This window comes from Sphingomonas sp. (assembly GCF_019635515.1).
GTDB lineage: Bacteria > Pseudomonadota > Alphaproteobacteria > Sphingomonadales > Sphingomonadaceae > Sphingomonas.
This window is the reverse complement of record NZ_JAHBZI010000001.1, coordinates 1,242,584-1,268,127: the sequence shown is the minus strand read 5'-3', so window position 1 is coordinate 1,268,127 and position 25,544 is coordinate 1,242,584. Positions and strand designations below refer to the sequence as shown.

At 63.9% G+C, this 25,544-nt stretch carries 20 protein-coding genes; 9 read left to right on the top strand and 11 right to left on the bottom strand.

Annotated features, from left to right (window positions below):
• Positions 1–38 precede the first annotated feature (38 nt).
• The 3 genes from KF730_RS06360 to KF730_RS06350 form a co-directional block, all read right to left on the bottom strand.
• Positions 39–1,133, bottom strand: coding sequence for a DUF4437 domain-containing protein (locus KF730_RS06360; protein WP_294093077.1), 1,095 nt, complete (start codon positions 1,131–1,133; stop codon positions 39–41).
• Positions 1,133–3,355 (bottom strand): TonB-dependent receptor, encoded by a 2,223-nt coding sequence (locus KF730_RS06355; protein WP_294093075.1) that lies wholly within the window; start codon positions 3,353–3,355, stop codon positions 1,133–1,135. The genes KF730_RS06360 and KF730_RS06355 overlap by 1 nt, the downstream gene beginning before the upstream one ends.
• A 239-nt stretch (positions 3,356–3,594) precedes the next feature.
• On the bottom strand, positions 3,595–4,938 hold the full coding sequence (locus tag KF730_RS06350) for an MFS transporter (RefSeq protein WP_294093073.1): 1,344 nt from the start codon (positions 4,936–4,938) through the stop codon (positions 3,595–3,597).
• A 196-nt stretch (positions 4,939–5,134) separates the two neighbouring features.
• Between KF730_RS06350 and KF730_RS06345 the strand changes: the two genes are divergently transcribed.
• The 9 genes from KF730_RS06345 to KF730_RS06305 all read left to right on the top strand — a co-directional run bounded on the left by KF730_RS06345 (position 5,135) and on the right by KF730_RS06305 (position 14,445).
• Positions 5,135–5,908, top strand: a complete 774-nt coding sequence (locus KF730_RS06345) for a GntR family transcriptional regulator (RefSeq protein WP_294093070.1) — start codon at positions 5,135–5,137, stop codon at positions 5,906–5,908.
• A 92-nt stretch (positions 5,909–6,000) separates the two neighbouring features.
• The gene (locus KF730_RS06340; RefSeq protein ID WP_294093068.1) at positions 6,001–6,948 is read left to right on the top strand and encodes a hydroxymethylglutaryl-CoA lyase; all 948 of its coding nucleotides are present in this window, start codon (positions 6,001–6,003) and stop codon (positions 6,946–6,948) included.
• Positions 6,948–7,640 carry an isochorismatase family protein gene (locus KF730_RS06335; protein WP_294093065.1) on the top strand — a complete coding sequence of 231 codons (693 nt, stop codon included), beginning with the start codon at positions 6,948–6,950 and terminating at the stop codon, positions 7,638–7,640. Before KF730_RS06340 ends, KF730_RS06335 begins: the two co-directional genes overlap by 1 nt.
• Positions 7,633–8,508 (top strand): polysaccharide deacetylase family protein, encoded by an 876-nt coding sequence (locus KF730_RS06330; RefSeq protein WP_294093063.1) that lies wholly within the window; start codon positions 7,633–7,635, stop codon positions 8,506–8,508. Before KF730_RS06335 ends, KF730_RS06330 begins: the two co-directional genes overlap by 8 nt.
• The gene (locus KF730_RS06325) at positions 8,505–9,419 is read left to right on the top strand and encodes a polysaccharide deacetylase family protein (RefSeq protein WP_294093061.1); all 915 of its coding nucleotides are present in this window, start codon (positions 8,505–8,507) and stop codon (positions 9,417–9,419) included. Before KF730_RS06330 ends, KF730_RS06325 begins: the two co-directional genes overlap by 4 nt.
• Positions 9,420–9,504: 85 nt before the next feature.
• The gene (locus KF730_RS06320; protein ID WP_294093058.1) at positions 9,505–10,875 is read left to right on the top strand and encodes an MFS transporter; all 1,371 of its coding nucleotides are present in this window, start codon (positions 9,505–9,507) and stop codon (positions 10,873–10,875) included.
• 344 nt (positions 10,876–11,219) lie between these two features.
• Positions 11,220–12,200 (top strand): DUF6282 family protein, encoded by a 981-nt coding sequence (locus KF730_RS06315; RefSeq protein WP_294093054.1) that lies wholly within the window; start codon positions 11,220–11,222, stop codon positions 12,198–12,200.
• Positions 12,201–12,223: 23 nt separating this feature from the next.
• Entirely contained in the window at positions 12,224–13,015 is a 792-nt protein-coding gene (locus KF730_RS06310) for an aldolase/citrate lyase family protein (RefSeq protein ID WP_294093052.1), read from the top strand.
• Positions 13,012–14,445, top strand: coding sequence for an NAD-dependent succinate-semialdehyde dehydrogenase (locus KF730_RS06305; RefSeq protein WP_294093050.1), 1,434 nt, complete (start codon positions 13,012–13,014; stop codon positions 14,443–14,445). The genes KF730_RS06310 and KF730_RS06305 overlap by 4 nt, the downstream gene beginning before the upstream one ends.
• A 12-nt stretch (positions 14,446–14,457) precedes the next feature.
• On the opposite strand, the gene KF730_RS06300 is transcribed toward KF730_RS06305, so the two are convergent.
• The 8 genes from KF730_RS06300 to KF730_RS06265 all read right to left on the bottom strand — a co-directional run bounded on the left by KF730_RS06300 (position 14,458) and on the right by KF730_RS06265 (position 25,515).
• Positions 14,458–15,189: a glucose 1-dehydrogenase gene (locus tag KF730_RS06300; protein ID WP_294093048.1), complete on the bottom strand. Its 732-nt coding sequence runs from the start codon at positions 15,187–15,189 to the stop codon at positions 14,458–14,460.
• Positions 15,190–15,206: 17 nt separating this feature from the next.
• The gene (locus tag KF730_RS06295) at positions 15,207–16,013 is read right to left on the bottom strand and encodes an N-acyl homoserine lactonase family protein (protein ID WP_294093045.1); all 807 of its coding nucleotides are present in this window, start codon (positions 16,011–16,013) and stop codon (positions 15,207–15,209) included.
• A gap of 24 nt (positions 16,014–16,037) precedes the next feature.
• Positions 16,038–16,928: an NAD(P)-dependent oxidoreductase gene (locus tag KF730_RS06290; protein WP_294093042.1), complete on the bottom strand. Its 891-nt coding sequence runs from the start codon at positions 16,926–16,928 to the stop codon at positions 16,038–16,040.
• Positions 16,929–16,984: 56 nt separating this feature from the next.
• Positions 16,985–17,863 (bottom strand): hypothetical protein, encoded by an 879-nt coding sequence (locus KF730_RS06285; protein ID WP_294093039.1) that lies wholly within the window; start codon positions 17,861–17,863, stop codon positions 16,985–16,987.
• Positions 17,864–17,879: 16 nt separating this feature from the next.
• On the bottom strand, positions 17,880–18,785 hold the full coding sequence (locus KF730_RS06280) for an alpha/beta hydrolase (RefSeq protein WP_365973524.1): 906 nt from the start codon (positions 18,783–18,785) through the stop codon (positions 17,880–17,882).
• Between the two features lie 280 nt (positions 18,786–19,065).
• Positions 19,066–22,050 carry a TonB-dependent receptor gene (locus KF730_RS06275; protein ID WP_294093035.1) on the bottom strand — a complete coding sequence of 995 codons (2,985 nt, stop codon included), beginning with the start codon at positions 22,048–22,050 and terminating at the stop codon, positions 19,066–19,068.
• Between the two features lie 202 nt (positions 22,051–22,252).
• Positions 22,253–23,758, bottom strand: coding sequence for an MFS transporter (locus KF730_RS06270; protein ID WP_294093033.1), 1,506 nt, complete (start codon positions 23,756–23,758; stop codon positions 22,253–22,255).
• A 386-nt stretch (positions 23,759–24,144) separates the two neighbouring features.
• Positions 24,145–25,515, bottom strand: a complete 1,371-nt coding sequence (locus KF730_RS06265) for an MFS transporter (protein ID WP_294093030.1) — start codon at positions 25,513–25,515, stop codon at positions 24,145–24,147.
• Positions 25,516–25,544: the final 29 nt, after the last annotated feature.

Here is a 25,544-nt window from a genome sequence, read left to right as displayed (position 1 = left end):
CCAGAGTTGAACTTGGTCAGATGGTGGGTCGATCGGGCCTATGGCTTCACCCGGTATCGCGGCACATCGTAATCGTACTTTTTCCAGCCCTTGCCGGTATACTCGAGGCCGGTTTTGTAGGTGCAATCGGTGACGTAGGTGGCCCAGAGCGAGGTGCCCGTCCGCACCATCGAGATCGAATAGCCCGGCGCATTGGGCGGCGTGCCATGCGACCCGCCATGCGCGACGCCGCCCGGCCGCCACCAATAGGTGCCGTTGCCATAGGTGACCGGGGTTTCGCCCTGTTCCAAGCACTCGCCGATCACGGTGTCATCGGTCTTTTCGAGGAAATAATACTCCTCGAAGCTGGGATGCACTTCATAGCCCCCGCCGAAATTGCCCGGCTTGCCGCTGGACGGGGCCGGAATGCTAGCCGCGAAGCTGAGCCAGGTCATCTCGCCGGTATCGGGATCGCGACGCAACAATTTGTGAAGCGCGCCGGGGAAATTGCCGCCGACCCGGTAATCGGGAAACGGCTTGTCGATATACCAGGCCGACGCATAGTTGTTCCAGTCGCGCACCCGGTTGTTCTCGCGCGCGCCGCGCTTGCTTTTGGCCGAGGCCACGAACCGCGGCGCCCCCTTGAACCATTGCATCAGCACCGCGCCCTGGCGCGACGTGACTGGCCCGCGCAACACGCCCGCGGGCACATAGCTGTAGGAATATTTGCCGAGCTTCTCGTCGCCGATGCTCAGATCGCCATCGAGCACCATGATCTCGTTATCGACTTCGTCATAGCCTGCGGGCTGGCGCCACCCGGCGGGCACATAGGTGATCTGCGCCACCGCGCCCATGCTGGGCGACTTGCTGAGCAGCCGCCGCCGCAACCCTTCTGGAAAGCCCGGAGCCACGAACGGCTGCCAACCCACCTTGGTGGTATCGTAATGAAGGACGAAGCCGGAACCCGGAGGCCCGGGCCGCCCCTCGACCGCATATCCGTCCTTAGGCACCGCAAAGGGCGGCGCCTGGTCGGTGGAAGGCGGCCCCACGGTCTGCGTCTGCGCGGCGGCGGGCATGCCCATCAATGCCAGACAGGCCGGGAAGGCCGCCGCACGAAGTGACCCCGCGCCGTGCGACGATCCTGCCACTCGCATCAGAAGGAGACCCCGACGCGCAACATCACCTGGCGCGGTTCACCGACATAGCCGGTCACTGCGGGCCGCGTCGCGTTCGCGCTCAGCAGGCCGGCCAAGACGTAGCGCTTGTCGGCAAGATTGCGTCCCTCGAGCGAGACGCTCCAGACGCGATCCTCGCTGCGCCACCCGATCGAGCCGTTGAACAGATCGAGCGGCGCCGTCTGCACCAATGCGGGCTGGTTGGAGATATTGTTGTACACCTTTGAGGTGTGATCCCAATTGCCGGCGATCGTCACCTTGCCCCAACCATCGCCTAGCGTCGGCGCATAACGGAAACCGAGGCTGATCTTGGCCTTGGGCAGGCCCTTGATCTCATTGTTGGTGCAATCGACCCAGACGCCAAATTGGTTCGTGCAGTTGAAGCTCTTGGTGTATTTACCGTCGTTGAACGCCATATTGCCATAGAGTTCGAGTTCGGTGGTCGCCTGCCAGCTTGGTTCAAGCTCGAGACCCCATACCCGCGCCGCACCGGCGTTCAGCGTCACGATGAACGAGGTGTTCGGGACGATCGTGCTCAACTGCAGATCGCTATAGTCGGCCATATAGCCCGTCGCGTTGAGCCGGAAGCCTATGCTCGGGAAGTTCATCTTGGCGCCGAGCTCATAGCTGTCGACGAACTCCGCGCCGAACGGCGTCGGCGTCAGCGCCGCGGTGATCGGATCGCGCGAGTTGAAACCGCCGCTGCGCGTGCCCTTGGTCCAAGAGACATAAGTGAACAGATTGCTGCTGATCTCCCAGTTCACACCCAGCTTTGGCGTGAGTGAGGAGAAAGTGGAGTGCCCCACCTGCGACCCCGCTGCGGAACCGATGGTCAGCGCGTAATAATCCGTCGTTTCACTGGTATAGCGCAGGCCGCCCAGGATGCTGACACCACCGCCGATCGTGTAGGTCGCCTGCGCAAAGATCGCCGGCGCCTCAACTTTGTTGGATGCGTCGTCAGTCTGCGCGGTGCCTGCAGCACCCTGCTGCGTCCCGGTTTCCGTGAAATAATAGACGCCTGCGACTGCCTTGAAACGGTCGCTGGTGTAGATGAGGTTGACTTCCTGGGTCCACCACTCGCTGTCGAACTTCACCCGATTGGGGTTGGCGACGACCAGACGGCCGCCATTGGCGGCGATACGCGAGGGCGTGAGGAAGCCGTCATTGCCCAGGCTGTCCTGGTTCAGCCGGCCATAGCCGGTGATCGAACCGATCTCGAGGTTGTTGGTGACCTGATAGGTCGCGTTGAGGCTGGCGCCGCGCTGGTACACGCGCTGATACAGATTGGCGTAGACTTCGTTGACCGACAGATCGCGACCCGGAACCGCATAGGGATCGGTGACTCCCAGCGGCGCGATTAGCGGGATGGGCACGGTGGTGTCCGAACGGTCCTGCATCGCATAACCCGAAAGCTCGAAGGTCAGCCCCGCCGCTGGTTCGAGCAGGAACTTGATGCGCTGCGCCGACCGATCGAGATCGCCGATCCGCTCGCCATGCTGGATGCCATACACAAAGCCATCGCGCTTGCGGTAGATGCCGCTGGCCGAAAAGGCGAGCACGCCATCGATGATCGGCCCGCTGACATAGCCCTTACCCTCGACCGCCTCATAATTGCCGACCGCGACCTGCGCCGCGCCGGTCCATTCATAAGAGGGCCGCTTGGTCACCAGCTTGATCGCGCCACCCGATGTGTTGCGGCCGTAGAGCGTACCCTGCGGTCCGCGCAGGAACTCGACGCGGTCGATATCGAAGAAATCGAAGAACGCACCGTTGGGCCGGGGCTGGATGACATTGTCGATATAGACGCCGACGGTGCCGTTCGCGCGAATGCCACCGGTCTCGGTGCCCGCACCGCGAACCACGATCTTCATCTGGGACGAACCAGCCGTCGCCTGCGCCAGCGTGATACCTGGAACCTGGTTGGCGATATCGCGAACGTCGCGGACTTGGCGTTCCTCCAGCATCCCCTCGCTCAGTGCGGTCACCGAAATCGGGGTGGTGCGAACCGTGCCACCATAACGCTCGGCAGTGACGACGATCTCGCCTTCGGAAGCGTCGTCCTGCGATTCCTCGGCCGTGGCCGTTTTCGCCGCCTGGTTATCCGACGCCTCCTGAGACCAGGCGGGCTCGGCCAGCGCGGCGGATCCCAGAAGCGCCGCGATAAGCAGCGCGCGTGACGTTGGCTTGGTCAGTTGCGTCATGATCAACCCCCTGTTTTTGTGCGGCACGATCGGCCGGTTCGTTTGTGCCTCTGCGACTTTCACCTAGAGATCCAAACATCGACTCGCGGGGAGCGAACCTGGCCTCATTTGTTATGCATTCATATCAAATCACGAGTTGCGCGGGTCGGCAAGCGAATTGTTATAGATTTATGATGAATTAGTGGCTGAAAGTGTCTTTTGCGCAACGCCGGCCGCAATCTTCGCGCTGTCCTGGCGCATCAGGCGAGGTCCGACCGCCCCCGGATCAGCGCGGCGAGCGTGCCCGACAAAGCGAGCGGGATCGCAAAGCACAGGAAAACGATCCAAAGCGGCAATTGCTGGCCGAGCAGGAAACCGCCAAGCAGCGGCCCGATCACCGATCCGCCCCGGCCGATACCGATCGCCCAGCCGATACCCGAACTGCGCACTTCGGTCAGATAGATCTGCGCCGCCAGCGAATAGAAGCCGCTGAAGCCGCCCTGCACCGCCAGTCCCATGCCGACCGCGACCGCAAGCACCAGTGCGAGCGGCATGGACTGGCTGAACACCACCAGCAGCACTGCGCCAACCAGCATGTAGCAGCGGATCAGCCAGCCGATGTCGCGCCGCGTCGCCAGCCAGCCGATGCTGGTGGTGCCGACAATGCCACCGAGATTGAAGACCGACCCCGCCCACAGCGAATTGGCGGCGCTCAGCCCCGCCTCGGTCGCGAGGCGCGGGATCCAGCTGGTTACGAAATACAGCACCAGATAGCCGAGGAAGATCGAGAGCCAGAGCGTCAGCGTCGATTTCCAAAGTCCTCCGGAAAACAGATGGCCAAGCTTCGGCAGCGCCCCGCGGCTGCGCGGCGGCGGCAAGCTATCGAGTTGCGGCATATTCAGCTGGACGCGCAACGCGTTGATCTTCGCCAGCGCACCGGCGGGCTGGCGATTCTGGAGGAAGTCCTGCGATTCCGGCAGCAGGAAGAAGGCGAAGGGCAGCACCGCGGCGCTCACCACTGCGGTGCCCAGCAAAGTCGATTGCCACCCGAACTGAGGAATCGCCCAGATCGAGGCGAAGCCGGTGAGTACCGCGCCGATCGGATAGCCCGCCTGGAACCAGCCGATCGCGATGCTGCGCTTTCCCGGCGGCGCATATTCGCTCGCGAGCGCGGCGACGCTAGCCAGCAAGGTTCCGATACCGAGCCCGGTCAGCAGGCGGAAGACCACCAAGGCTGGGAGCTCGCGGACGAGCCCGGTACCGAACGCACCGATCGTGATCACCACCAGCGCGCCAAGCACGACCGGCCGCCGGCCGGTTCCGTCCGCCAGCGGCGCTAGCACGATCGAACCCAACATCATGCCGACCAGGCCGGCACTGAACACTACGCCCAGCATCTCGAAGCTGACGCCCCAATCCTTCGCCATCGCCGGCGCCACATAGGAGATGATCAGCACATCCATGCCATCAAGCATGTTGATCAAGGTACAGAGCGCAACCACCATGATCTGGAGCCGGGTCCAGCCGGCCATGCCGGATGAGGCCGCCGCGTGAAATTCGCCTGTCGTGCCGCCCGCCGCCATCTTCGCTTCCCTTGCTGCCACGTATGGATATTACGCGGGGATGAAAGGGCGGCAAGCAATTTGTTATAGAGTTATATCTTTATAGCAAATTTCTGTCTTGCCTAGTTGGCGGCTTCCCACAGGAGCCATTGTCAAATTATAAGGACGGCCGCGGGATCGGACATTGCCCGGCCAAGCATGTATCGCGACCCAACGGTTTCGGGCGGAAGGAAATTGAATGATCGGCGGCAACAGGGATGTATCCAGCGTCGATCGAAAGACAGCCGTCCCGCTCTATCACCAGATTTTCGTGCAGCTGCGCGACGAAATAGTTTCGGGCACGCGCCCGCATGGCTCGCTCGTCCCTACCGAACAGGATTTATCGGACAGTTTCGGGGTTTCCCGCATCACGGCGCGCCGCGCGCTGGACGAGCTGGCGTTGCAGCATTTCGTCGAGCGCAAGCGCCGCGTGGGCACGCGCGTCATCTACAATCTGCCCGTGCGCCCGATCGAGGCTGATATCGGCAAGGCGGTCGATTCGCTGGTGACCTTCGGCCGCAAGACCAAGGTCACCGTGCTCGAGGTGACGCGTGAGGAAGTGCATGATCCGATCGCGTCGCAGTTGGGTGTCGCGCCCGGCACGCGCGTGGTTCGCGCGGTCCGCCTGCGCTGGCTCGACGGCGAGCCTTTGGGCTTCACCATCGCTCATGTTCCCGAGCCGCTTGGCTTCATGATCACCGAAAAGAGCCTGAAGGCGACGCCGATCCTGAACCTCGTCCAACAAACCGGTCGCGAGTTCGGTGGCGCGGCGCAAACCATCGCCGCGGTTTCAGCCGATCCGGCGATGGCCGCGGCGCTCAAGATCGACGCGATGGCGCCGCTGCTGCGCATCACCCGCGCCTTTCGCGACAAGGATGGCGAGCCGATGCTGCTGACCCAGGCCTATTATCGCGCCGACCGCTACCAGATGCGATTCGACCTCCAGTCGAGCACGCTCCACGCCGAGATTTGAAAGATCTCTCACACAAATTCGACCCCAACGCTTGCCATTCCTCCGGCTTTGAGTATTTGTTATAGACGTAGGACAAATATAGGGCGCCGAAGATGGGCGATGTCGATATATTGGTGAGCGAGGTAGGCCCGCGCGATGGCTTACAGAGCATCGGCACCGTCATGCCGCTCGAAGCCAAAAAAGCCTGGATCGATGCCGAGGCGGCGGCGGGCGTTCGCGAGATCGAGGTCGGCAGCTTTGTTCCCGCAAAGCTCCTGCCGCAGCTTGCCGACACCACCGAACTGGTTGCTCATGCCCGCACCATCCCGGGCCTCACCGTCGCGGTGCTGGTACCCAACGCTAAGGGCGCTGAAGCCGCGATCCGCGCCGGTGCCCACAAGCTGACCCTGCCGCTTTCGGTTTCCGAAACGCATAGCCTCGCCAATCTGCGCCGCACCCACGACCAAGTTATCGATGAGGCGGTGACGATCGCCAGGCTGATCCAGGCGCTGCCCCCGGCCGAGCGCCCGCATTTCGAGGGAAGCCTGTCAACCGTATTCGGCTGCACCCTGGAGGGCACGATCCCAGATGCCCAGATCGCGCGGCTGGCGGCGTTGCTGATGGACGCCGGGTGCGACGAGGTCGGGCTTTCGGACACCACGGGCTATGCCAATCCGGCGACGGTGCGGCGGATCATCGCGCTGGTCCGCGACGTCGTGGGCGACGAGGCGCTGACCGGAATCCATCTTCACAATACGCGTGGTCTGGGCCTAGCGAACGCGCTCGCCGCGCTCGAATGCGGACTGACCACGCTCGACGCCTCGCTGGGCGGGCTCGGCGGCTGTCCGTTCGCGCCGGGCGCCAGCGGCAATATCGTCACCGAGGATCTGGTGTTCATGCTCGAGGCGATGGGCCTGCGCACCGGCATCGATATCGAGCGCCTGCTGTCGGTCCGCAAGATCGTGGCCGCGGCCCTGCCCGGTGAGGAACTGTACGGCTTCCTGCCGGATGCGAAGCTTCCACTCGGCTTCGTTCACGCCAAGAATCTGGAGTATGTGTGATGGCCGAGATTATCGGAACGCGGATGGTATCCGACGGCAAGACCGCGCGCCAGATCTTCGAGGAAGTGATGGCCAATCCGGCCCGCGCCAAATTCGGCTTCGGCAGCAAGCTGGCAATCGTCAATGTCGATTTCCAGAACGCCTATACGCGGATCGACCGGTACAAGACTGCGTACGAAACCGATCCGCGCCAGATCGAGCTTGTGAACACGATCTCCGCTTTGGCCCGCGCCAAGGGCATGCCGGTCATCTGGACCCATGTCGCCTATGCCGGGGATGCCAGCGACGCCGGGGTTTGGGGCACGCGCACGAACACGCCCGACAGCCTTCAGAACATCAAATATGACAGCGACCGCCACGCTTTCGACGAACGCTGCGACATCGCTCCGGGCGACGCGACCTACACCAAGCGGATGCCGTCGCCCTTTTTCGAGACGCCTTTGCAAAGCCTGCTGGTGTGGCACAAGGTCGATACTGTGGTGATCACCGGCGGATCGACTTCGGGCTGCGTCCGCGCCGCTGCGGTCGACAGCCTCAGCCGCGGCTACCGCACGATCGTCCCGATCGAGACCTGCGCGGACAAGCACGAAAGCTATCATTTCGCCAATCTGACCGATCTTCAGCTCAAATATGCCGATGTCGAGCCGGTGCAGACCGTGATCGACTGGCTGGAGGCACAGGCCGATGCGTGAGGGCGAGAAAGATCCCGGTCTCTACGATTTCCGCCCGTATCGTGGCCGTCCGAAGCTCGCATGGCCCGACGGCAAGCAGGTCGCGGTCTGGGTCTCACCCAATATCGAATTCTACGAGCTCGATCCGCCCGCCAATCCGCACCGCAAGAGCTGGCCCAGGCCGCATCCGGATGTGGTCGGCTATGGCCATCGCGATTATGGCAATCGCGTCGGCCATTGGCGGCTGGCGGAGGCGATGAGCCGCCACGGCTTTCCGGGGTCGGTCAGCCTGTCGGTGGCGATGTGCCAGCATCTGCCCGAAGTTGTGGAGGACGCCAGCCAGCGCGGCTGGGAGTTTTTCAGCCACGGCATCTACAACACCCGCTACAGCTATGGTATGGACGAGGCGCAGGAACGCGCGCTGATCGAGGATTCGATCCGCACGGTGCGCGAGGCGACGGGCCAGAAGATCAAGGGCTGGCTGGCCCCCGCCCTCACCCACACGTCGCGTACGTTCGATCTGATCGCCGAATATGGCCTTAGCTACACCTGTGATCTCTATCATGACGACCAGCCGGGCGAAGTGCATGTGAAGTCCGGGCGGCTGATCTCGATGCCCTACAGCCTCGAGGTCAACGACCATTACGGCTTCTTCGTCTACAACATGAGTCCACGCGAATACGCCGACACGCTGATCCGCCAGTACCAGCGGCTGGCGGATGAGGGCGGCACGGTGATGTGTATCCCGCTACACGCCTATCTGATCGGGCAGCAGCACCGCATCGGCCCATTCGAGGAAGTGCTGAAGCACATTGCCGCCGATGGCCGCGCCTGGATCACCCGCAGCGGCGATATCGCCGATCATTATCGCGCACAGGTGGCGGCATGACCCTCGATCCGGGCTATCTGCAATATCCCCTGCGCAAGCGGGGTATGGACCATGAGTCCTACCCCTATTCGAACCTGTTCGAACGCCCGCCGATCGCCTGGCCCTCGGGAAAGGCTGTCGCGGTGGTGGTAGTCGTGAACCTCGAATGGTTTCCGATCCTGCCCGAAGACAAGCCGTTCCGCGCGCCGGGGCACATGGTCACGCCCTATCCCGACTACCGGCATTACACCTCGCGCGAATATGGCACGCGGGTGGGACTCTACCGGATGCTCGATGCCTTCGCGAAGGTGGGGGCGCGATTGTCGGTCGCGACCAATGGCGCGATTGGCGAACGCTATCCGCAGGTGATCGCCGATATCCTTTCCGGCGGGCACGAGATCGTCGCACATTCGACCGACATGAATGGCACCATCGCCTCGGGCCTGCCCGAGGACGAGGAGCGCGCGTTGATCGCCGCCTCGCTCGACGCGCTGGAAAAGGTTTCGGGCGCACGTCCGCGCGGCTGGATGTCGATCGCGCGGTCGCAATCGTTCAACACGCCCCGGCTGCTGGCCGAGGCCGGGCTGGCCTATATGGCGGACTGGGTGAACGACGAACTGCCCTATCGCTTCGACACCACAGCGGGGCCGATCGTCAACGTGCCCGTCAACCACGAACTCTCCGACCGCCAGATCATCACCGTCCAGCAGCAATCGGCCGAGAGCTATGTCGAGCAGATGCAGGATGCCTATCGCCTGCTCGCCGGCGAAGCGGATCGGTTCGGCGGCCGGATGCTGCCGCTCAACCTCACGCCCTATGTGATGGGCCTGCCCTATCGGATCGGCGCGCTCGAAGCCCTGCTGGCCTGGCTGGCGGCGCAGCCCGGCGCGGCCTTCCACAGCCTCGGCGAGATCGCGGACGCGCTCGATTAGCGCGGCACCCAATCCGGCGGTCGCCGCCACGAACCGCCGGGGGATCGCGCTGGTCCAGCCGTTGATCGTCGGCGGCGCGGGCTTCATGCAGGCGTTCGATACCAATGCGGTGACGGTGGCTTTGCCCGCTATGGCCCGGGCATTCCGGGTACAGCCGCTGGCGCTCGACATGGTGATCAGCGCCTATCTGATCGGGGCGGCGGGTTTTCTGCCCCTTTGCAACTGGGCGGCGGAGCGCTTCGGGGCGCGGGTGATGTTCCTGCTCGCCATCGCCATGTTCGGGGCGAGTTCGCTGATGTGCGGGCTGGCGGCCGATCTCCCCGGCCTGATCCTCGCTCGCGTCGTCCAAGGCGGCGCCGGCGCGCTGCTGTTGCCGGTGGGCCGGATCATCGTGCTCAGCGCCACCCCCAGGCAGGATTTCGTCCGCGCCATGGCGGTGCTGACCACGCCGGTAATGGTCGGGCCGCTAGTGGGCCCGCCCTTGGGCGGCGCGATCGTGACTCTGGTTTCGTGGCGATGGCTGTTCCTTGTCAACCTGCCCATCGCGCTGATCGGGCTCGTGCTGGTGATCCGCTTCCTCCCCGCCATGCCCGCAGACCGCAAGAAGCCGCTCGACTGGCTGGGCCTCGCGCTATTGTCTACGGCGTTGGTGGCGATCAGCTATGGGCTCACTTTGCCGATGCGGGGGGCATCGCCGGTCGCGATCGTCGCGATCCCATTGATCGGGCTGGCGAGCGGCCTTTTCTATCTTCGCCACGCCAGCCGCCATCCGCGACCCATCCTCGATCCGGCAGTGCTGCGCATCCCGACCGTGGCGATCGCCACGATCGGCGGCATCTTTCAGCGGATGCTGACGAGTGCCGCGCCGTTTCTGCTCGCATTGCTGTTCCAGCTCGGCTTGGGCCTTTCGCCGCTTGCGGCGGGAAGCCTGATCTTCGGATCGGCGCTGGGATCGGTCTGCGCACGCTGGCCGCTGGGCTGGATGCTGCGCCGCTGGGGATTTCGCCGGATGCTGACCGCTAACGCGCTGGCCATCGCCGCGACACTCTCGGCCTCGGCACTGTTTACCCCCGCCACGCCCTATGCGTTGCTGTTCGCCCTGTTGTTCGTGCAGGGCCTGCTGCGATCCCTGCAGATCACGGCGATATCGACCTTGGTCTATGCCGATCTTGCCGAACGCGACATCGGCGCCGCCAGCACCTTGTCCAGCCTTGTCCAGCAGCTCGCGCTCGCTTGCGGCATCGCCCTGTCGGCGGCGGCGGTGCAGGCGCTTTTATGGTGGCACGGCGGCACCGTGTTGGGCGCCGATGCCATCCGCCCGGCCTTCGTTTTGCTCGCGATCACCTCGCTCCTGTCGCTGGCATGGATCCTCCGGCTGCCCGGAGATGCCGGCAATGTGATCGCGGACAGGCACGACGTTGCCACACGATCACCAGATCGAGCGATAGTGCGTTGACGACCGTTTCTCGCTCCAGAGCCCGTGCAATACCGCGTCGAGGGGCGGGCATCGCTCATTCATTTTGACTGCGAGGAGCCAGCGCTCCTACCAGCCTCAAGCCGAGCAACCGTTCGGCGATGTCATCCGCTTCTTCCCGTAAGGAAGTTCGAATTTCATCCACGATGGCCTGCCATCTTTCGCCGCGATGCGTATTTTCGCAGATCGCGGCTGATGCAGCCGTCCCCGATACGAAATCGACGCACCATGCTGCTCATTGCAGCAAGTTAAGGTTGCCAATCGGCTCATTGTAAGCCCCGCGACATCAATGCATCCCCGAACCAGCATTCGCGAGGGGATAGAGAATGACTTGGGCAATACGCATTGCTGCGATCGTCATCGCTTCAGCCACAGGCGTCGCCATCGCGCAAACTGTGCCTGTCACGCCATGGGACCTCTTCAATTCGCGATATCCCGCACTGGCTCCATCGCAGGACAGGCAAATCGACGATCCGATCCTGCGGGGCGCCATCGATCTTCATGCGCATTTCGGCCCCGACGCCTATCCGCGCCAATGGGATGCTTTCGAGATCGCGCGGATGATGGCGGCGCGCGGAATGCGCGGCATGGTGCTCAAGAATCATTTCACCGAATCCGCCAGCACGGCCGCTCTGGTGCGCAAATATGCGGGCGTACCCGATCTGGAGGTGTTCGGCGGGCTGGCGCTCAATTCCGAGGTCGGCGGAATTAATCCAGAGGCGGTGCGCTATTTCGCCGCGGTGGCGGGAAGCCACGCCAAGATCGTGTGGTTGCCGACGCACGAGTCCGAGCATGAGGTCGGCTATGAAAAGGCCAGCTATCCGTCGGTCGCCGTCTCCAAGGACGGCAAGCTGCTGCCCGAAGTCTTCCAAGTGCTGGACGTCATCAAGGAAAAGGGTCTGACGCTCGCCACCGGGCACGTCACGCCTTTCGAAATGCTCGCGATCATGACGGAGGCGAGGAAGCGCGGCCTGGGCCCGATCATCATCACCCATCCGAACATGGGCCCGAAATTCACCGACCCGACGCTCGGCGAACTGCAGGAGGCCGTGGCGCTCGGCGGTTATGTCGAGTTCGTCGCCAGCCAGTTGCTCGGCAAGCGAAAGGATGAGTTCATCGCGACGATCCGGACGATTGGCCCGGCACATTGCTTTGTCGCATCCGACAGCGGGCTCGTCGGCCTGCCGAGTCACCCCGATGCACTGGCGCTTTCGGTTCGGGTCCTTCGCGAAGCCGGATTCGGCGAGGGTGATCTCGACCTGATGTTCCGCAAGAATCCCGCGCGGCTGCTGGGGCTGAGGCCGTGACGTGTCCAGACAAGGAAACCACCATGAGCAGCACCGGACCGGGCAGCCGCGCCTTTCGAGAGCGCCTGTTGGCGCGCGAGCCGATGATCGGCACCTTCATGAAGGTGCCGGCAACGCAGAATACCGAGATACTGGGGCTTGAAGGGTTCGATTTCGTCGTTCTGGACGAGGAACACGCTCCCTGGACGCGCGGCACGCTGGACTCCGCGCTGCTGGCGGCGCGGGCCTATGGCACCGCCGGCATCGTTCGCATCGCCCGGCCCGATGCGAACAGCATCCTTTCCGTACTCGACGATGGCGCGGCGGGGATCATGGTGCCGCACGTAGATACCGCCCAAAAGGCGCGGGAAGTGGTTTCCTGGGCTCGCTACCTGGGCGGCACGCGCGGCTCCGGCGCAAGCCGTGGCGGCGAATATGGCACCCGCGGAGCTGACAATTACCGCCTCTCCGATGCGGCCGCGACCGTCATCTGCATGATCGAGGACCGGCGCGCACTGGATGAAATCGACGAGATCGCGGCCGTCGACGGGCTGGACGCGATCTTCCTGGGCCGGGCGGATCTGGCCCTGTCCCTACGGAACACCGTGGGGCCGGTGCCAAGCATCGAGGACGCGGTCGAGCGGATCGTCGCGGCAGCCAACCGGGCCGGCAAGCCGGTTTCCGCGGTCGTGCAGTCGATGCAGAGCGACGAGGCGCGGTGGCTTCGGGGGCTGGGGATAACCGCCATGATGGTGGCATCGGATATCGGCCTGCTCCGCCAGGCTGCCCGCAACGCGCTGCACGCGTTCAACACACTGATGAAGCCCAGCGAATGAGTGCGGACCTGCAGCGCGAAGCATGCTTTATCGATGGCACCTGGCATGTCGGCGACCGCTGGATCGAGGTCGACAATCCAGCCACCTGCAAGATGATCGGCCGTGTGCCGTCGCTAGGCGCGGCCGAAACCGAACGCGCCATCACCGCGGCTGCCCAGGCGATGCCGGCATGGACGGCACGTCCCGCGCGCGAGCGCGCCGGAATCCTGCGGCGTATCGCCGATCTCATGGCGCGGCATTCCGAACCGCTCGCTCGCCTGCTGACCGAGGAGCAAGGCAAGCCGCTCGCCGAAGCACGGGGGGAAATCGCCTACGCCGCATCCTTTTTCGAATGGTTCGGTGAGGAGGCCAAACGCGCTTATGGCGACGTCATCCCCGGCCACATGGCGGACAAGCGCCTGCTCGTCCTCAAGCAGCCGGTGGGCGTCGTCGCGGCGATCACGCCGTGGAATTTTCCCAGCGCCATGATCGCGCGCAAGGTGGCGCCCGCCCTCGCCGCAGGCTGCTGCGTCGTCGTCAAACCTTCCGAACTCACGCCGTTCAGCGCGCTTGCGATCGGCGCACTGGCCGAGATGGCGGGCTTGCCGGCGGGCGTGCTCAACATCGTTACCGGCGACGCTCAGGAAATCGGCGCGGCGCTGCTCGCCAGCCCGGTCGTGCGCAAAATCAGCTTCACCGGATCGACCGCGGTGGGCATCCGCCTGATGGAAGGCGCGGCGCCCACGGTGAAGAAAATGAGCCTCGAACTGGGCGGGAATGCCCCGTTCATCGTGTTCGACGACGCCGATGTGGACGCCGCGGTGGCAGGCGCGATCCAGTCCAAGTTCCGCAATGCGGGCCAGACCTGCGTGTGCGCAAACCGCATCTACGTCCAGTCGGCGGTTTATGATCGCTTCGTCGATCAGCTGGCGGCGGAGGTTTCGCGGCTGACGGTCGGCGCCGGCAACGAGGAGGGCGTATCGATCGGACCGCTGATCAACACCGGCGCGGTCGAGAAGGTCGAGCGCCATGTCGCCGATGCGGTGGCGCGCGGCGCGCGCATCGTCACCGGCGGCGGCCGCCACGCCAGGGGGCCGCGCTTCTTCGCGCCGACCGTGCTGCGCGACGTTACCGCCGAGATGCTGGTCCAACGCGAAGAGACCTTTGGCCCACTCGCGCCCATCATGCGCTTCGAGCGCGACGCGGAAGCGATCGAACTCGCCAATGCCAGCGAGTTCGGCCTAGCCGCCTATTTCTACGCGCGCGATCTGAGCCGGGTGTGGCGCACCGCCGAGGCGATCGAGGCGGGCATCATCGGCGTCAATACCGGCGTCATCTCGACTGAAGTTGCCCCGTTCGGCGGCGTGAAGTCTTCAGGCCTCGGACGCGAGGGATCGCGGTACGGGCTCGAAGATTATCAGGAGCTGAAATATGTCTGCCTGTCGGTATGACCGGCGCGGCGATCAGCCTGCGAGATAGCCGCCGTCCACGGGAATGACGGCACCGGTGACGAAGCGGGCGGAATCGGAAGCGAGATAGACCGTCAGCCCGCCGATGTCCTCGGGCCGTCCCTGCCTTTTCATCGGCGTGCGCGCCAGGATGGCGGCCTCCCGCTCCGGCGTCTTCTCGCCCGCCGCCAGCAGGGTCGTCTCGACAAAGCCCGGAGCGATCGCGTTCACACGGATACCCTCCTCCGCCCACTCCACCGCCAGCGCCTTGGTCAATTGCATCACCGCCCCCTTCGACGTGGCATAGGCGGCGGCGTTAGCGGGGGCGACGAAGGACCGGATGGATGCGAGGTTTATCACCGTGCCGCGCGTCTCCTTGAGCTGGGCATGGAAGGCGTGGCAAAGGTTGAAGGGTCCGTCGATATTGATCGCGAGCGTGCGGCGCCACGTGGCAAGCGCACCTTCGGCGTCGATCCTGCCCTGCAGCAGGATGCCCGCGCTGTTGACGAGGATCGAAACCGCGCCCACCTCCGTCCGCACCCTTTCCGCCAACGCATGGCAGGCGTCGTGATCGGAAACATCGAGGCCAAACGCATGCGCCCGCGCGCCCGTGCGCATGATCGCGGCGGCGGCATCGGCGCATTCCTGCGCCTGGATATCGGTGAGAATCGAGACGGCGCCGGCATCGGCCAGGTCCTGCGCGATCGCCCGGCCGATACCGCGCGCTGCGCCGGTGATCAGCGCCACCCGGCCTTCCAACAGTTTCATATCGTTGCCTCTTCGGTGAGCGGATCGGCGTCCAGCCGGACGATGCCGTCCAGGCCCGGCCGCGACGCCGGGTAGCAGCGAAGCACCAGCGGATCATGACCCGGGATGATATGTGCCGCCGAGCTCGCGAGCGCGCGCATCCGGTCATATCCCTCGAGCATCTCGACAACGTTCTGGACGATGGGAAACGGCCGCGACTGCTCGAAATTGGCGTAGAAATGCGCTGCGTCCGATCCAAGCACCACCCAGCCCCGCCGGGTTTTCACGCGCGTCACCTGCAGCCCTCCGGTGTGCCCACCCACCCGGTGTACCGACAGGCCGGGCGCGATCTCGCTGTCGCCGTCGTGGAAAGCCACGCGCCCCTCGAACACGCGCCGAACCATGGCCGTCACGTCGTCCACATCGAAGGCATGCCGCAGGAAGGGGTGGCACATGCACCGGCCGGTGCAGAAGGCCATTTCACTGTCCTGCACGTGATATCTGGCGTGGCGGAACATGTCCGAATTGCCGGCATGATCGAAATGCATGTGCGAGATGATCACGTCTGTGACAGACTGCGGATCGATGCCGATCGCGCGCAGCCCCTGGTCCACCGGACGCAACAGCGCGCGGTTGCGCTTGCGCCCCGTCGCCGCATCGAAGCCGGTATCGAGCAGATAAGTCCGCTCCGATCCGACGATCGCCCAGACGAAATAGTCGAGCGGCATAGGCCCGTCATGCTCGTCGCCGCCGATGAAGTTGGCCGCGGCATTGCGGTCGAAATGACCGTAGCGGACCGCGTGGATCTCATACTCGTCGCTCATGCGCACGCTCCCAACGGCCAGACTCTACGCGATCTCGGTCCCCGCCCATTGCTCGACGATCTGGGCCAGCCGGGTGAAATCCGATTGCGGTCCGTGCCGCGATTGGGTGATCGTCAGCATGTCGCGCACCACCCCGCCCACCAGCATCGGCACGTCGTTTGCCTGCGCCTCTTCCAGGCACATGCGCACATCCTTGAGCGCCAAGCCGGTCGCGAAGCCGAAATCGAACGTGCGCGGCAGCACGGCGCGAGGAAACTTGTCCGCGGTGGCGCTGTTCGCACCGCTCGATGCGTTGAGCACCTCGATCATCGCCTTCGGGTCGAGCCCGGCCTTGACGCCAAGCGCGACGCCTTCCGACGTCACGACGAGCGCGGCGGCGGACAGCATGTTGTTGACGAGCTTCATCATCTGCCCCTGCCCCGCCGCCTCGCCGACATGGAATACCCTTCCGAACGTCAGCAGAAGGGGCTCCACCTCGCGCCAATCAATCTCTTTGCAGGCCGCCATCAGCGACAGGCGGCCGGCAAGCGCCCCTGCCCGCCCGCCGCTGACCGGCGCATCGACGAACGCGATGCCCGCTCGTTCCAGCTGTTCGGCCACTTCGGCGGACGCGCGAGGTCCCGATGTCGATAGATCGACGATCATCCGGGGGCCGCCGTGGACGAGACCTGCCGCTCCCAGCACCACCTCGCGCATGATCTGCGGCGTGGGGAGGCTCAGAAAGACGATTCCGCACTCCCGGCCGATCTCCTCGACCGATCCCGCCATGCGGCCACCGGCCTCGATCAGGGAAGCTCCCGCGCCGTCCGCGCGATCGAAGCCGAGCACGCGATGCCCGGCCGCGGACAGCCGGGGAGCCATGGCGCTTCCCATGCTGCCAAGCCCGATGAAGCCGATCGTCTCCCGTCGCGACATTTACATTCACTTTCCTGGTCACGAGCGCACCGCTCGTCGATAGTTCGCTCGCCCGCTCAATCCTGGGAGGGCGGCATCGGATATTCGTCGGCATTGAGCACCCAGCCGGGCTTGCCCGAGAAATCGAGGCGCGGTGGGGAGAAGATATCGACGAGCTGGCTCTCGCCTTCGCCATATGCCGATGTGTGAAGCACCGGCGGGGGGATCACCGTGAGCGACGGGGATCCGACCACGGCATGCTCGTCCTCTCGCCAGTCGTGATAATCGATGGTCCAGGGCCAGCGCATGTGATGGGTCCACGTCCCCGACAGCGCCAGCGAGCCCTGCTCGAAATCGTCATGCGAATGCGGCGAAAGCCGCGTGAGATCGCGCGCGCCGAAACGCATGCCGGGCATGTTGACCATCATCGTCGTACAGCGCCAGATCTTACCGGCACGCCCTTCCTGCTTCGGCACATCGAGCGAATAGCTACGAATTCTGAACCCGCCGACCGGATCGGGCCAAGGCGAGAACGGCGGGATGTTCGGATGAGGCTCGGCATAGGATGCCGCATTGGCGCACTTCGCCGCGAGGTCGTCGGAGCGCGCCGAGAAAAGGCGGACGATCCGGCCGCCTAGGGGAAAGACCAGCCGGCTGGTCCCGGGCGGCATGATGAACAGCGCATAGCCGTCGCTGCGTTCTTCCTGAACACCGGCCGTCGCGATGACCGGCGTTTCAGGATAGGGCAACAGCAGCATGAACTCGTCGATCTGATCCGCGCGGTCGAACATGGCTCCCGGTTCGAGCTCGCTATAGGCGACGATGAAGTTCTGCCCGCGTGCGAACCAGGTCTTCCCGTTCGCATCCTCCTCGGTCGGGGGGACGCTGTAGAAGAGGCCATATTCCGCAGCTGCGGCGGGAAGCGCGGGCGGTGCCGTGCGCTTGGATGCCGACATCAGCGCTGAGCGGGGATCACTCGGATCGTACATGGCATTCCTCACCTGTTGCACCCGCCGGCGACAATGCCGGCCGATGGATCGCGTCGCTGGCGCCGGACGAAGCCGCGGTCCAGGCACCGGCCTCGCGCAGGACCTGCTCCGCCTGCGGGATCACACCGATCATCGAAGCGAAACCGTGGCTCATCGATTCGTACCGGCGCAGTTCAACCGGCACACCGGCGCCCCGCAGCCGCTCGGCATAGGCAAGGCCCTCATCATGCAGCGGGTCATATCCCGCAATGACGAGAAAGGTCGGGGGCATGCCCGCCAGATCGCGCGCGCGCAGCGGCGATGCCTGCGGATGCAGGCGCTGCTCCGGTGTAGCGTAATGGTCCCAGAACCAGCGCATGTCGCGCCTGGTCAGCGAATAGCCCTCCGTCTCGCTTCGCCGATAAGAGGCGGTGTCGAAATCGTGATCGGTCACGGGATAGAAGAGAATCTGGCCGCAAAGCTCAGGTGCTCCCGCCTCGCACGCGCGCAACGCACATGCGGTGGCGAGATTGGCCCCGGCGCTGTCGCCGGCAACCATCACGGGCAACGCGAAACGCTCCGCCGCCCAGCCCAGCGCCGCCCAGGCATCGTCGAGCGGCGCGGGAAAGGAATGCTCCGGCGCCAGCCGGTAATCGACGTTCAGAACCGCCCAGCCCGATGCGTCCGCCAGCACCCGCGCCACCGCATCGGCGCTATTGAGATCGCCGATCACCCAACCGCCGCCGTGGAGATACACGATGATGCCGGCCGGCCGGTCTCGCGGCGTATATAACCGTGCCCCGATCGCGCCTCGCGGTCCCTGGATAGAAAGGTCTTCAACCGATTCTATTTCCGGCCCGGGCGTGGGTGCGCTTGTGGCGCGGCGGGCTGCCGCCTGCTCGCGGAGCATGGCGGGCGTGCAATCGGCGATGGCCGGGAGCCCGGCCCTGGCCGCCGCCGAGAGCAGCGCCTTCAGAACAGGATCGAGTGGTACAGCGGGCCGCACTCTCAATACCCCCGAGACAGATTCGGGCACGCGGGCCGCGTCATAGGGGGCGATCCTCGCAACGCTTCACCTCTTGTTTCCTTTCGGCGATCTCGCGGGAGCACCCCATGCGCTCCGGGAGCCGTGCAAACCCGAAACGCTTCCGCATTCCGGGATTGCACAGGCAGCGACCATCGAGACGGCCTTAGAACTTCGCGCGAACGCCCAGGCGGTAAGCGCGTCCCACCACATCATAGTGAAGCGGGTTTCCGAACAGCCGAAGCTGCCCCGGCGGATACTTGTCGAACACGTTGCTGACGCTGCCGTAGAACTCGACGCCTTCGATGCCTGGCCGAACCGTCGCCGAGAGGTTCAGATAGAAGCGTGAATCCACCGTGTTGACATTAACGCTATTCGCCGCGTTGACATTGTACCCGGCCTGTTCCGGCCCGACCTTGGTCGGATCGAGGATCGCCTCCGGGATAAAGCGCGCATTGGCGGTGAGCGACCAACTCGGTCTGGAATAGGTGATCACGCCGTCCAGCTTGTACCTCGGCACGCCCAGCACGTTGCCAAGCGCACCGGCGTTGCCGGTCACGCCATCGAACTTGGTCTCCACGCCGGTCGCGCTGATCGAAACCAGGCGGAAGACGTAATTGGCGTTGAACTGGAAATCGAGATTGCCGCCGAACACGTCCGGCACGCGATAGTCGCTGACGATCTCAAGCCCCCGCGCCTCAAGCCGGTTCAGGTTCTGGAAATTGGTGAACACCGTCGTCACCGGACTCGCCTTCGCCGCGCCGCTGAACTGGATCAGGTTGCACGCCAGGTTCTGGGCGAAACAGGCCGTGAGAATGTTTGGAGCCGTCAGCGCATCGATCGCCCCGTCCACGTCGATCCTGTAATAATCCGCCGAGATGCGGAGCCGCGGTATGAAACCGGGGCGCAGCACGACACCCGCGGTCATCGTATCGGCCGTCTCGAGCGCTAGGTTGGGATTGCCGCCCGATACGATGTTGACCGGATGCGAACCGCCGCCGAACGGATCGGCGAGAGGCGACAGCAACGTCACTGTGTTCGGATTGGATTCCGCGGCCGTTGGTGCGCGAATATCGTGCGACCGCGTTACGCGAAACATGATCGCGTCGCTGGGTTCATATACGCCGCCCAGCTTCCACGTCGTCGCATTGCCGGCTGTGTTGTAATGGGTGAGACGCGCCGCCCCGTCGATGGTAAGCGATTTGGCCAGCGGCTTGTCGGCAAGAAGCGGCAAGCTCATCTCGACATACCCCTCGACGACCTTGCGATCGACCAGCGGAAGCGCGTTGACCTGCGGCGTGACGAACGCATTCGCCGCGGTCAGCGCGTCGGTGGTGCCGATAGCGGTATCGCGCCGCCACTCGGCACCCACGGCGACCTGCGCCGGGCCCGCGCCAAGGTCGAACAGCGAACCGCGAACGTTGACCGCGATGGCGTCCTGCTTGATCGTCCGCGTCTGGAATTCGGTGAGGAAGTATTTCGACAACACATCGGAAGTGAAGCTGTTCATGCCGAGGAAGTTGATCGGAATGCAGCCATCACTCGGGTTTGCGACCGATGAGGAGCAAATGACGGGCGCGCCCGCCGGAGTCCGGTAGATCGTTCCGGTGTACCCGGCAGGTGGCGTGATGGCGGCAGCCGCCTGCCCGTCGACAGCCTTGAGACGCACATTACGCACATCGACGCGGCTATGGGTTTCGCCGTGGATATAGGAGGCGTCCCAGTTCCAGTCGGCGGCCAAGCTGCCCTTCACTGCCATCACCGCACGGAAAACGTCGTTGCGGCTCACCGCAGTCAGCTGCTTGCCCGCTTCTTCCTTAACGGCGAACACGTTGATCGCGGTGATATTCGGGTTGACCGCGAGAATCTGGGCGCGAACCGCGGGGGTGATGAACGGATTGTTGATGGAGATGCCAGCCGAGCCGCCCACCGGGGTCTGGACCAGGCCGGAGGCCTGAACGGGGCCGCCATGGACCCTGCTGAACAGGAGTTCGCCCGATACCGTCAGGTCATCGGTCAGCTCGTAATCGACATGCGCCAGCCCCGAGGCATGCCACGTCGGAGCGACCAGAGGGGCGCCGTTGAAACCGTAATTGGGGCGCACACTCGGATCGCCGCCCTGCATGAAAGTGCCGCTGAGCAGATTTCCGAACTGAAACGGAACGAGCGCCGTGCCGTCCGTATTGAACTGGAGATTGCGAAGCGCCGTCGGAAGCGCGGTGGCCCCGGTGTTGTTGACCTGCTGGCCGAGCGTCGTCCTGACACCGCCCACGGTCTGCACCACACTGGCCAGAACGCCGCTCTGGTTCATCACGAAATAAATGTCCGGGAGGACGAGCGTTGCAGGTAGGCCGTTGGTGCTGACACCGCCAATATAGCCGGGATTGGGAATGTAGTTGACCGCGCGCTGGCAGAAAGCGCGCTCTTGGCACCCGCCGATACCGTAGTTCCGCTGGTATTCCGCACCGATGATGAAGTGCCCGCGACCGTCAGCAAACGGCCTGCCGACAGCCACCGACGCGGAAAAATTCTTGTTGTCGCCATGCTCGCTGATGCCGGCGCTGAAGTTCATTTTGACCCCGGTCATCTTGACGTCGAGGATCAGGTTGACGACGCCGGCAACGGCGTCCGCGCCATAGGCCGCCGAGGCGCCGCCCGTGACCACCTCGCTGCGCTGGACCAGCGCCGACGGAATGCCGTTGAGATCCACCGCGCCGTTATCGGTGCTCGGCACGAAACGGCGGCCATCGAGCAGCGTCAGGGTGCGCGTGCCGCCCAGACCGCGAAGATCAACCGAGTTCGCGCCGATCGCGCCGCTGACACGAAACAGGTTTGAGGTCGGCGTTGTCGACGCCCGGAACGACGGAATCTGGTTGAGCGCCTCCGAAACGGACGGCAGCGCAAGATTCTCCATGCGTTCACTGGTGATCTGGTTCACCGGGGTCGGCGAATTGAAGCTGTTGCGTCCAAGACGCGATCCAGTCACGATGATCTCACCTTGACCGGTGCCGGCGGTATCCGGTTCCGCATCCTGCGCTTCGGCGGCCGGCGACGTGGGGGCGGTCTGTGCCGCGGCCGGACTGGCGAGCGCGGCCAGGGCGAATGCGATCGTCGAGCCGCCCCGTGCCAGATACAGGTTGAACTTGTTCATTGATCCCCTCCTCCCAGTTAGGGTGCGACCCTCCAATCTTTTGGACCGGTCCTCATTTGCTCCTATTTGGTAACAGCCCGGGGTTCGCTCCCGTAGCCGGGATTTTGCGAATTCGTTGTTGCTGTTACGCGAAGGTTGCCTCGCGCAGCCTTCGCCGGGTGGCGCGATCCGCCGGGCATGGTTCCCCACGCCCGGCTGCTGCTCAGGTCAGTTGCAAGGGCTTGCCCGCGGTTTCCTGTGTGCGGGTTCTCCAAACCAGCAGCGATCCCAGCGCGCTGAATCCGAACGCGGTGAGCACGATGCCGATGGGCGCGCCCTCATTCAGAATGAACCCTACGAAGAGCGGCATCAGCATGGATGCCGAGCGCCCGATCGAGCTGCCATAGCCGAGCGCAAGCGCGCGGACATTGGTTGGGTAACTCTCCGCCGTGTAAGGCCATAATGCGAACGTGCCGTAAAACATCGACACCTGCGCGATGAAGAACAACGGGAACACGTGGAAGGGCTGTGACGGGTTGAAGACGGCCATGATCAGCAATGGCGTTGCGGCCAACAACAGCCCGCCCATTGCCATCGGCCGGCGGCCGAACCGGTCGATCAGAACACCGGCTAGGACCAGTGCGATCCAGTGGAATACGCTTGTGATCGCCGTGAAGGTCAGCGCCTGTTTGACCGGGATGTGGAAGACCTTGACGTAAATGGAAGGCACCCAGGTCGTCATTCCGAAGCTTGTCGCCATCGTCAGGAACCACAACAGGGTGATCGTGACGGTCTTGGTGCGGTATTGCCCCGAGAACAAGGTGAACAGGTTCGCGGCGCGGCGCTTTTGCGCGCCGCTGCCGGGCGCCTCCTCGACAAAGTCGACCGGCTCCGCACCGAGCTTGCGGAGCGCCTTGTTGGCCGCGTCCATCTTTCCCCGCCGGACCAGCCAGCGCGGCGATTCCGGCAAGGTCAGCCAGACCAGCGGGACCAAGACCAGGGGCAACGCACCGAGGCCGAGCATCCAGCGCCATCCGAGATGACCGATGACGAATGGGCTGGAGATGGACGCCACGCCATATCCCGAGAGCGCGAGCGTCTGGAAAAGCCCGAAATACCTGCCCCGCGTCTTGGTCGGGGCGATCTCGTTGATATAGCTCACCGCGACCGGCAGCGCGCCGCCGATCATGATCCCCTGAATCAACCGCAATGTGAGCAGCGTCATATAGTCCTGCGCCTGGGAACAGGCGAGCGCAAGGACGGTCATCGATACTGCGGCGCATATGAAAACCGGCAGCCGGCCGACCCTCTCGGCGATACTGCCCAGCGTGACGGCGCCAAGGAACTGGCCCGCGTAGCAGGCCGAGATCAGCACCCCCATCACAAAGGGATTCAGCTTCCATTCGATGGAGAGCGTCGGCATCACATAGGCCATCGCGATGCTGTCCCATGAATTGAACAGCGTGATGACGCCGAGCAGAATCGGCGCCCACCAGTTATGGCGGAATGTCCGAAGATCGTCGAAGGTCCGGGTGATTGCCGCTTCGTTCGCGGAGTCGTTGCTGGGTGTTTCCAGCGGAGCGCCATGATGTGGGCCCGCGCCGCCTTTCGAACTCATGCTCTCTCTCCCGCTTGTCTTTCGCGCGGGTCTAATCATGCGGACGCGGCAAATGAAAACGCGGGCGAAGCACCGGTACCAGTGCGTGGCGGCACATGCGCGATCGGGCAATCGTGACCGGCTGGAGTATTGCGGCGCGAGCGATAAACCAACTCGGATTCACTCAAAGAACATTCATAAATTTCGTAATACAGTTACTAAAACTATATGAACAATATTAATTTAAATTTGCTCGATAGAAAAAATAATTTTTGAGTAATTAATATTGTTTACTAGAAAAGTAGTACGATTTTCGGAAATAACTATGCATTTTTAATTTATATCACATAGTTTCAAGAATTTTGACTTACATACCTGCCAAATTGCAAGCGCACTCCGCCAGAGTTTCATGCGCCGGGCAAATTCTATGTTTTGCAATTTAGCAATTTCGGATCGGGTCGGCCGAGCCATCGCGCACCCGACCCGTGCTGCCCACCGGCGGGCTTGCCTGGAGAAGATCAAGCCGTGGCCGTATCGAGCTGGTCCAGGCTGCGCCGGGCCATTTCCTTCGTAGTGAAGAGCCACAGAAGCAGGACGACGAGCGTCGAAAGCGCCAGCGCGAGGAACACGCCGCTCACGGATCCGGTGAACGACAGCATCCCCGCCACCGCCAGCGGGGTGAGCGACGACGCCGCCCGAGCGACCGCGCTCGCCATGCCAAGCGCCGTGGAACGAACATGCGTCGGGAACACCTCGGCGGTGTACGGCCACAGCAGGGTGAAACTCGATCCCGACGTCACCCAGCACATCCCGATCAGGAAGATCGAGAGCATCGCGCCATTGTTGCCCAGGAAGCTCAGCAAGAGCGTGGTGATCAATGTGGCCGATGCGATAGCGATCCCCGTCGGCCGCCGTCCGACCCGATCCAGGATGAAAGCGAACACGATCGGTGTGCACCCGTAGACCACTCCTATCCATGCCGCGATGTTGAGCGATTGCGGCACGGTGAGGCCGAATACGTCAACGTAAAGCGTCGGCGTCCAGGTCGCGAACGACTTCGACACCAGCGCGGTGCAGAACCACAACACGCAGGTGCACAAGGTGAGCATGCGGATGCCGGGGGCGAACAGCGCCCGCAGCGGCGCCCGAGGGGGCTGCGCGGTGGGACGCAGATCGACCGTGCCCGCCTCGATCGGCGGCGCGCCCAGCTTGACGAGCGCCCGGTTGGTTTCCTCCAGCCGGCCCATCCTGGCGAGCCAACGCGGCGATTCGGGCAATGTCCAGAGGACGAACGGCGTCAGCAACACTGGGAACGCCCCGATGAAGAACATCATGCGCCAGCCCAATGTCGGGATGACAAGCGCGCTGGCGATCGCGCAGAGCGAGAATCCCGAGATCATCAGAAACTGAAACGTCGAGAAATAGCGCCCGCGTGAGGCGGTTGGCGCCATTTCGTTGATGTAGGAAGCAATAACAGGCGCCGCGCCGCCGAAGCCCACCCCCTGCAAGAAGCGCAGGGTGGCGAACAACAACGGATCATGTACCAGCCCGCACGCGATCGACAGCAAGCTCATCACGACGATCGCGATATTGAATACCGGCATCCGGCCGAAGCGCTCCGCCAGCGGCCCGAACAGAATCGCGCCGATCATCTGGCCTGCGAAACCAGCCGAGAAGATCATTCCCACCTGTCCCGCGGACATGCCCCATTCCGCCCGCAAGGAGGGCATGACGAAACCCGCGACCGTCAGATCCCAGCTATCGCCCATCATCATCAGGCCAAGCGCGATGGGAATCCAGTAGCGCACCTTCCAGCTCGTAGTGGAGTCGAGCCGCTCCGTGACGGCTTCGGGCAGGCTCTGCCACTCACTCTTCGAACCTTCGCTCATCCTGTCCTCCCGGCCTTTCGGCCTTTTGT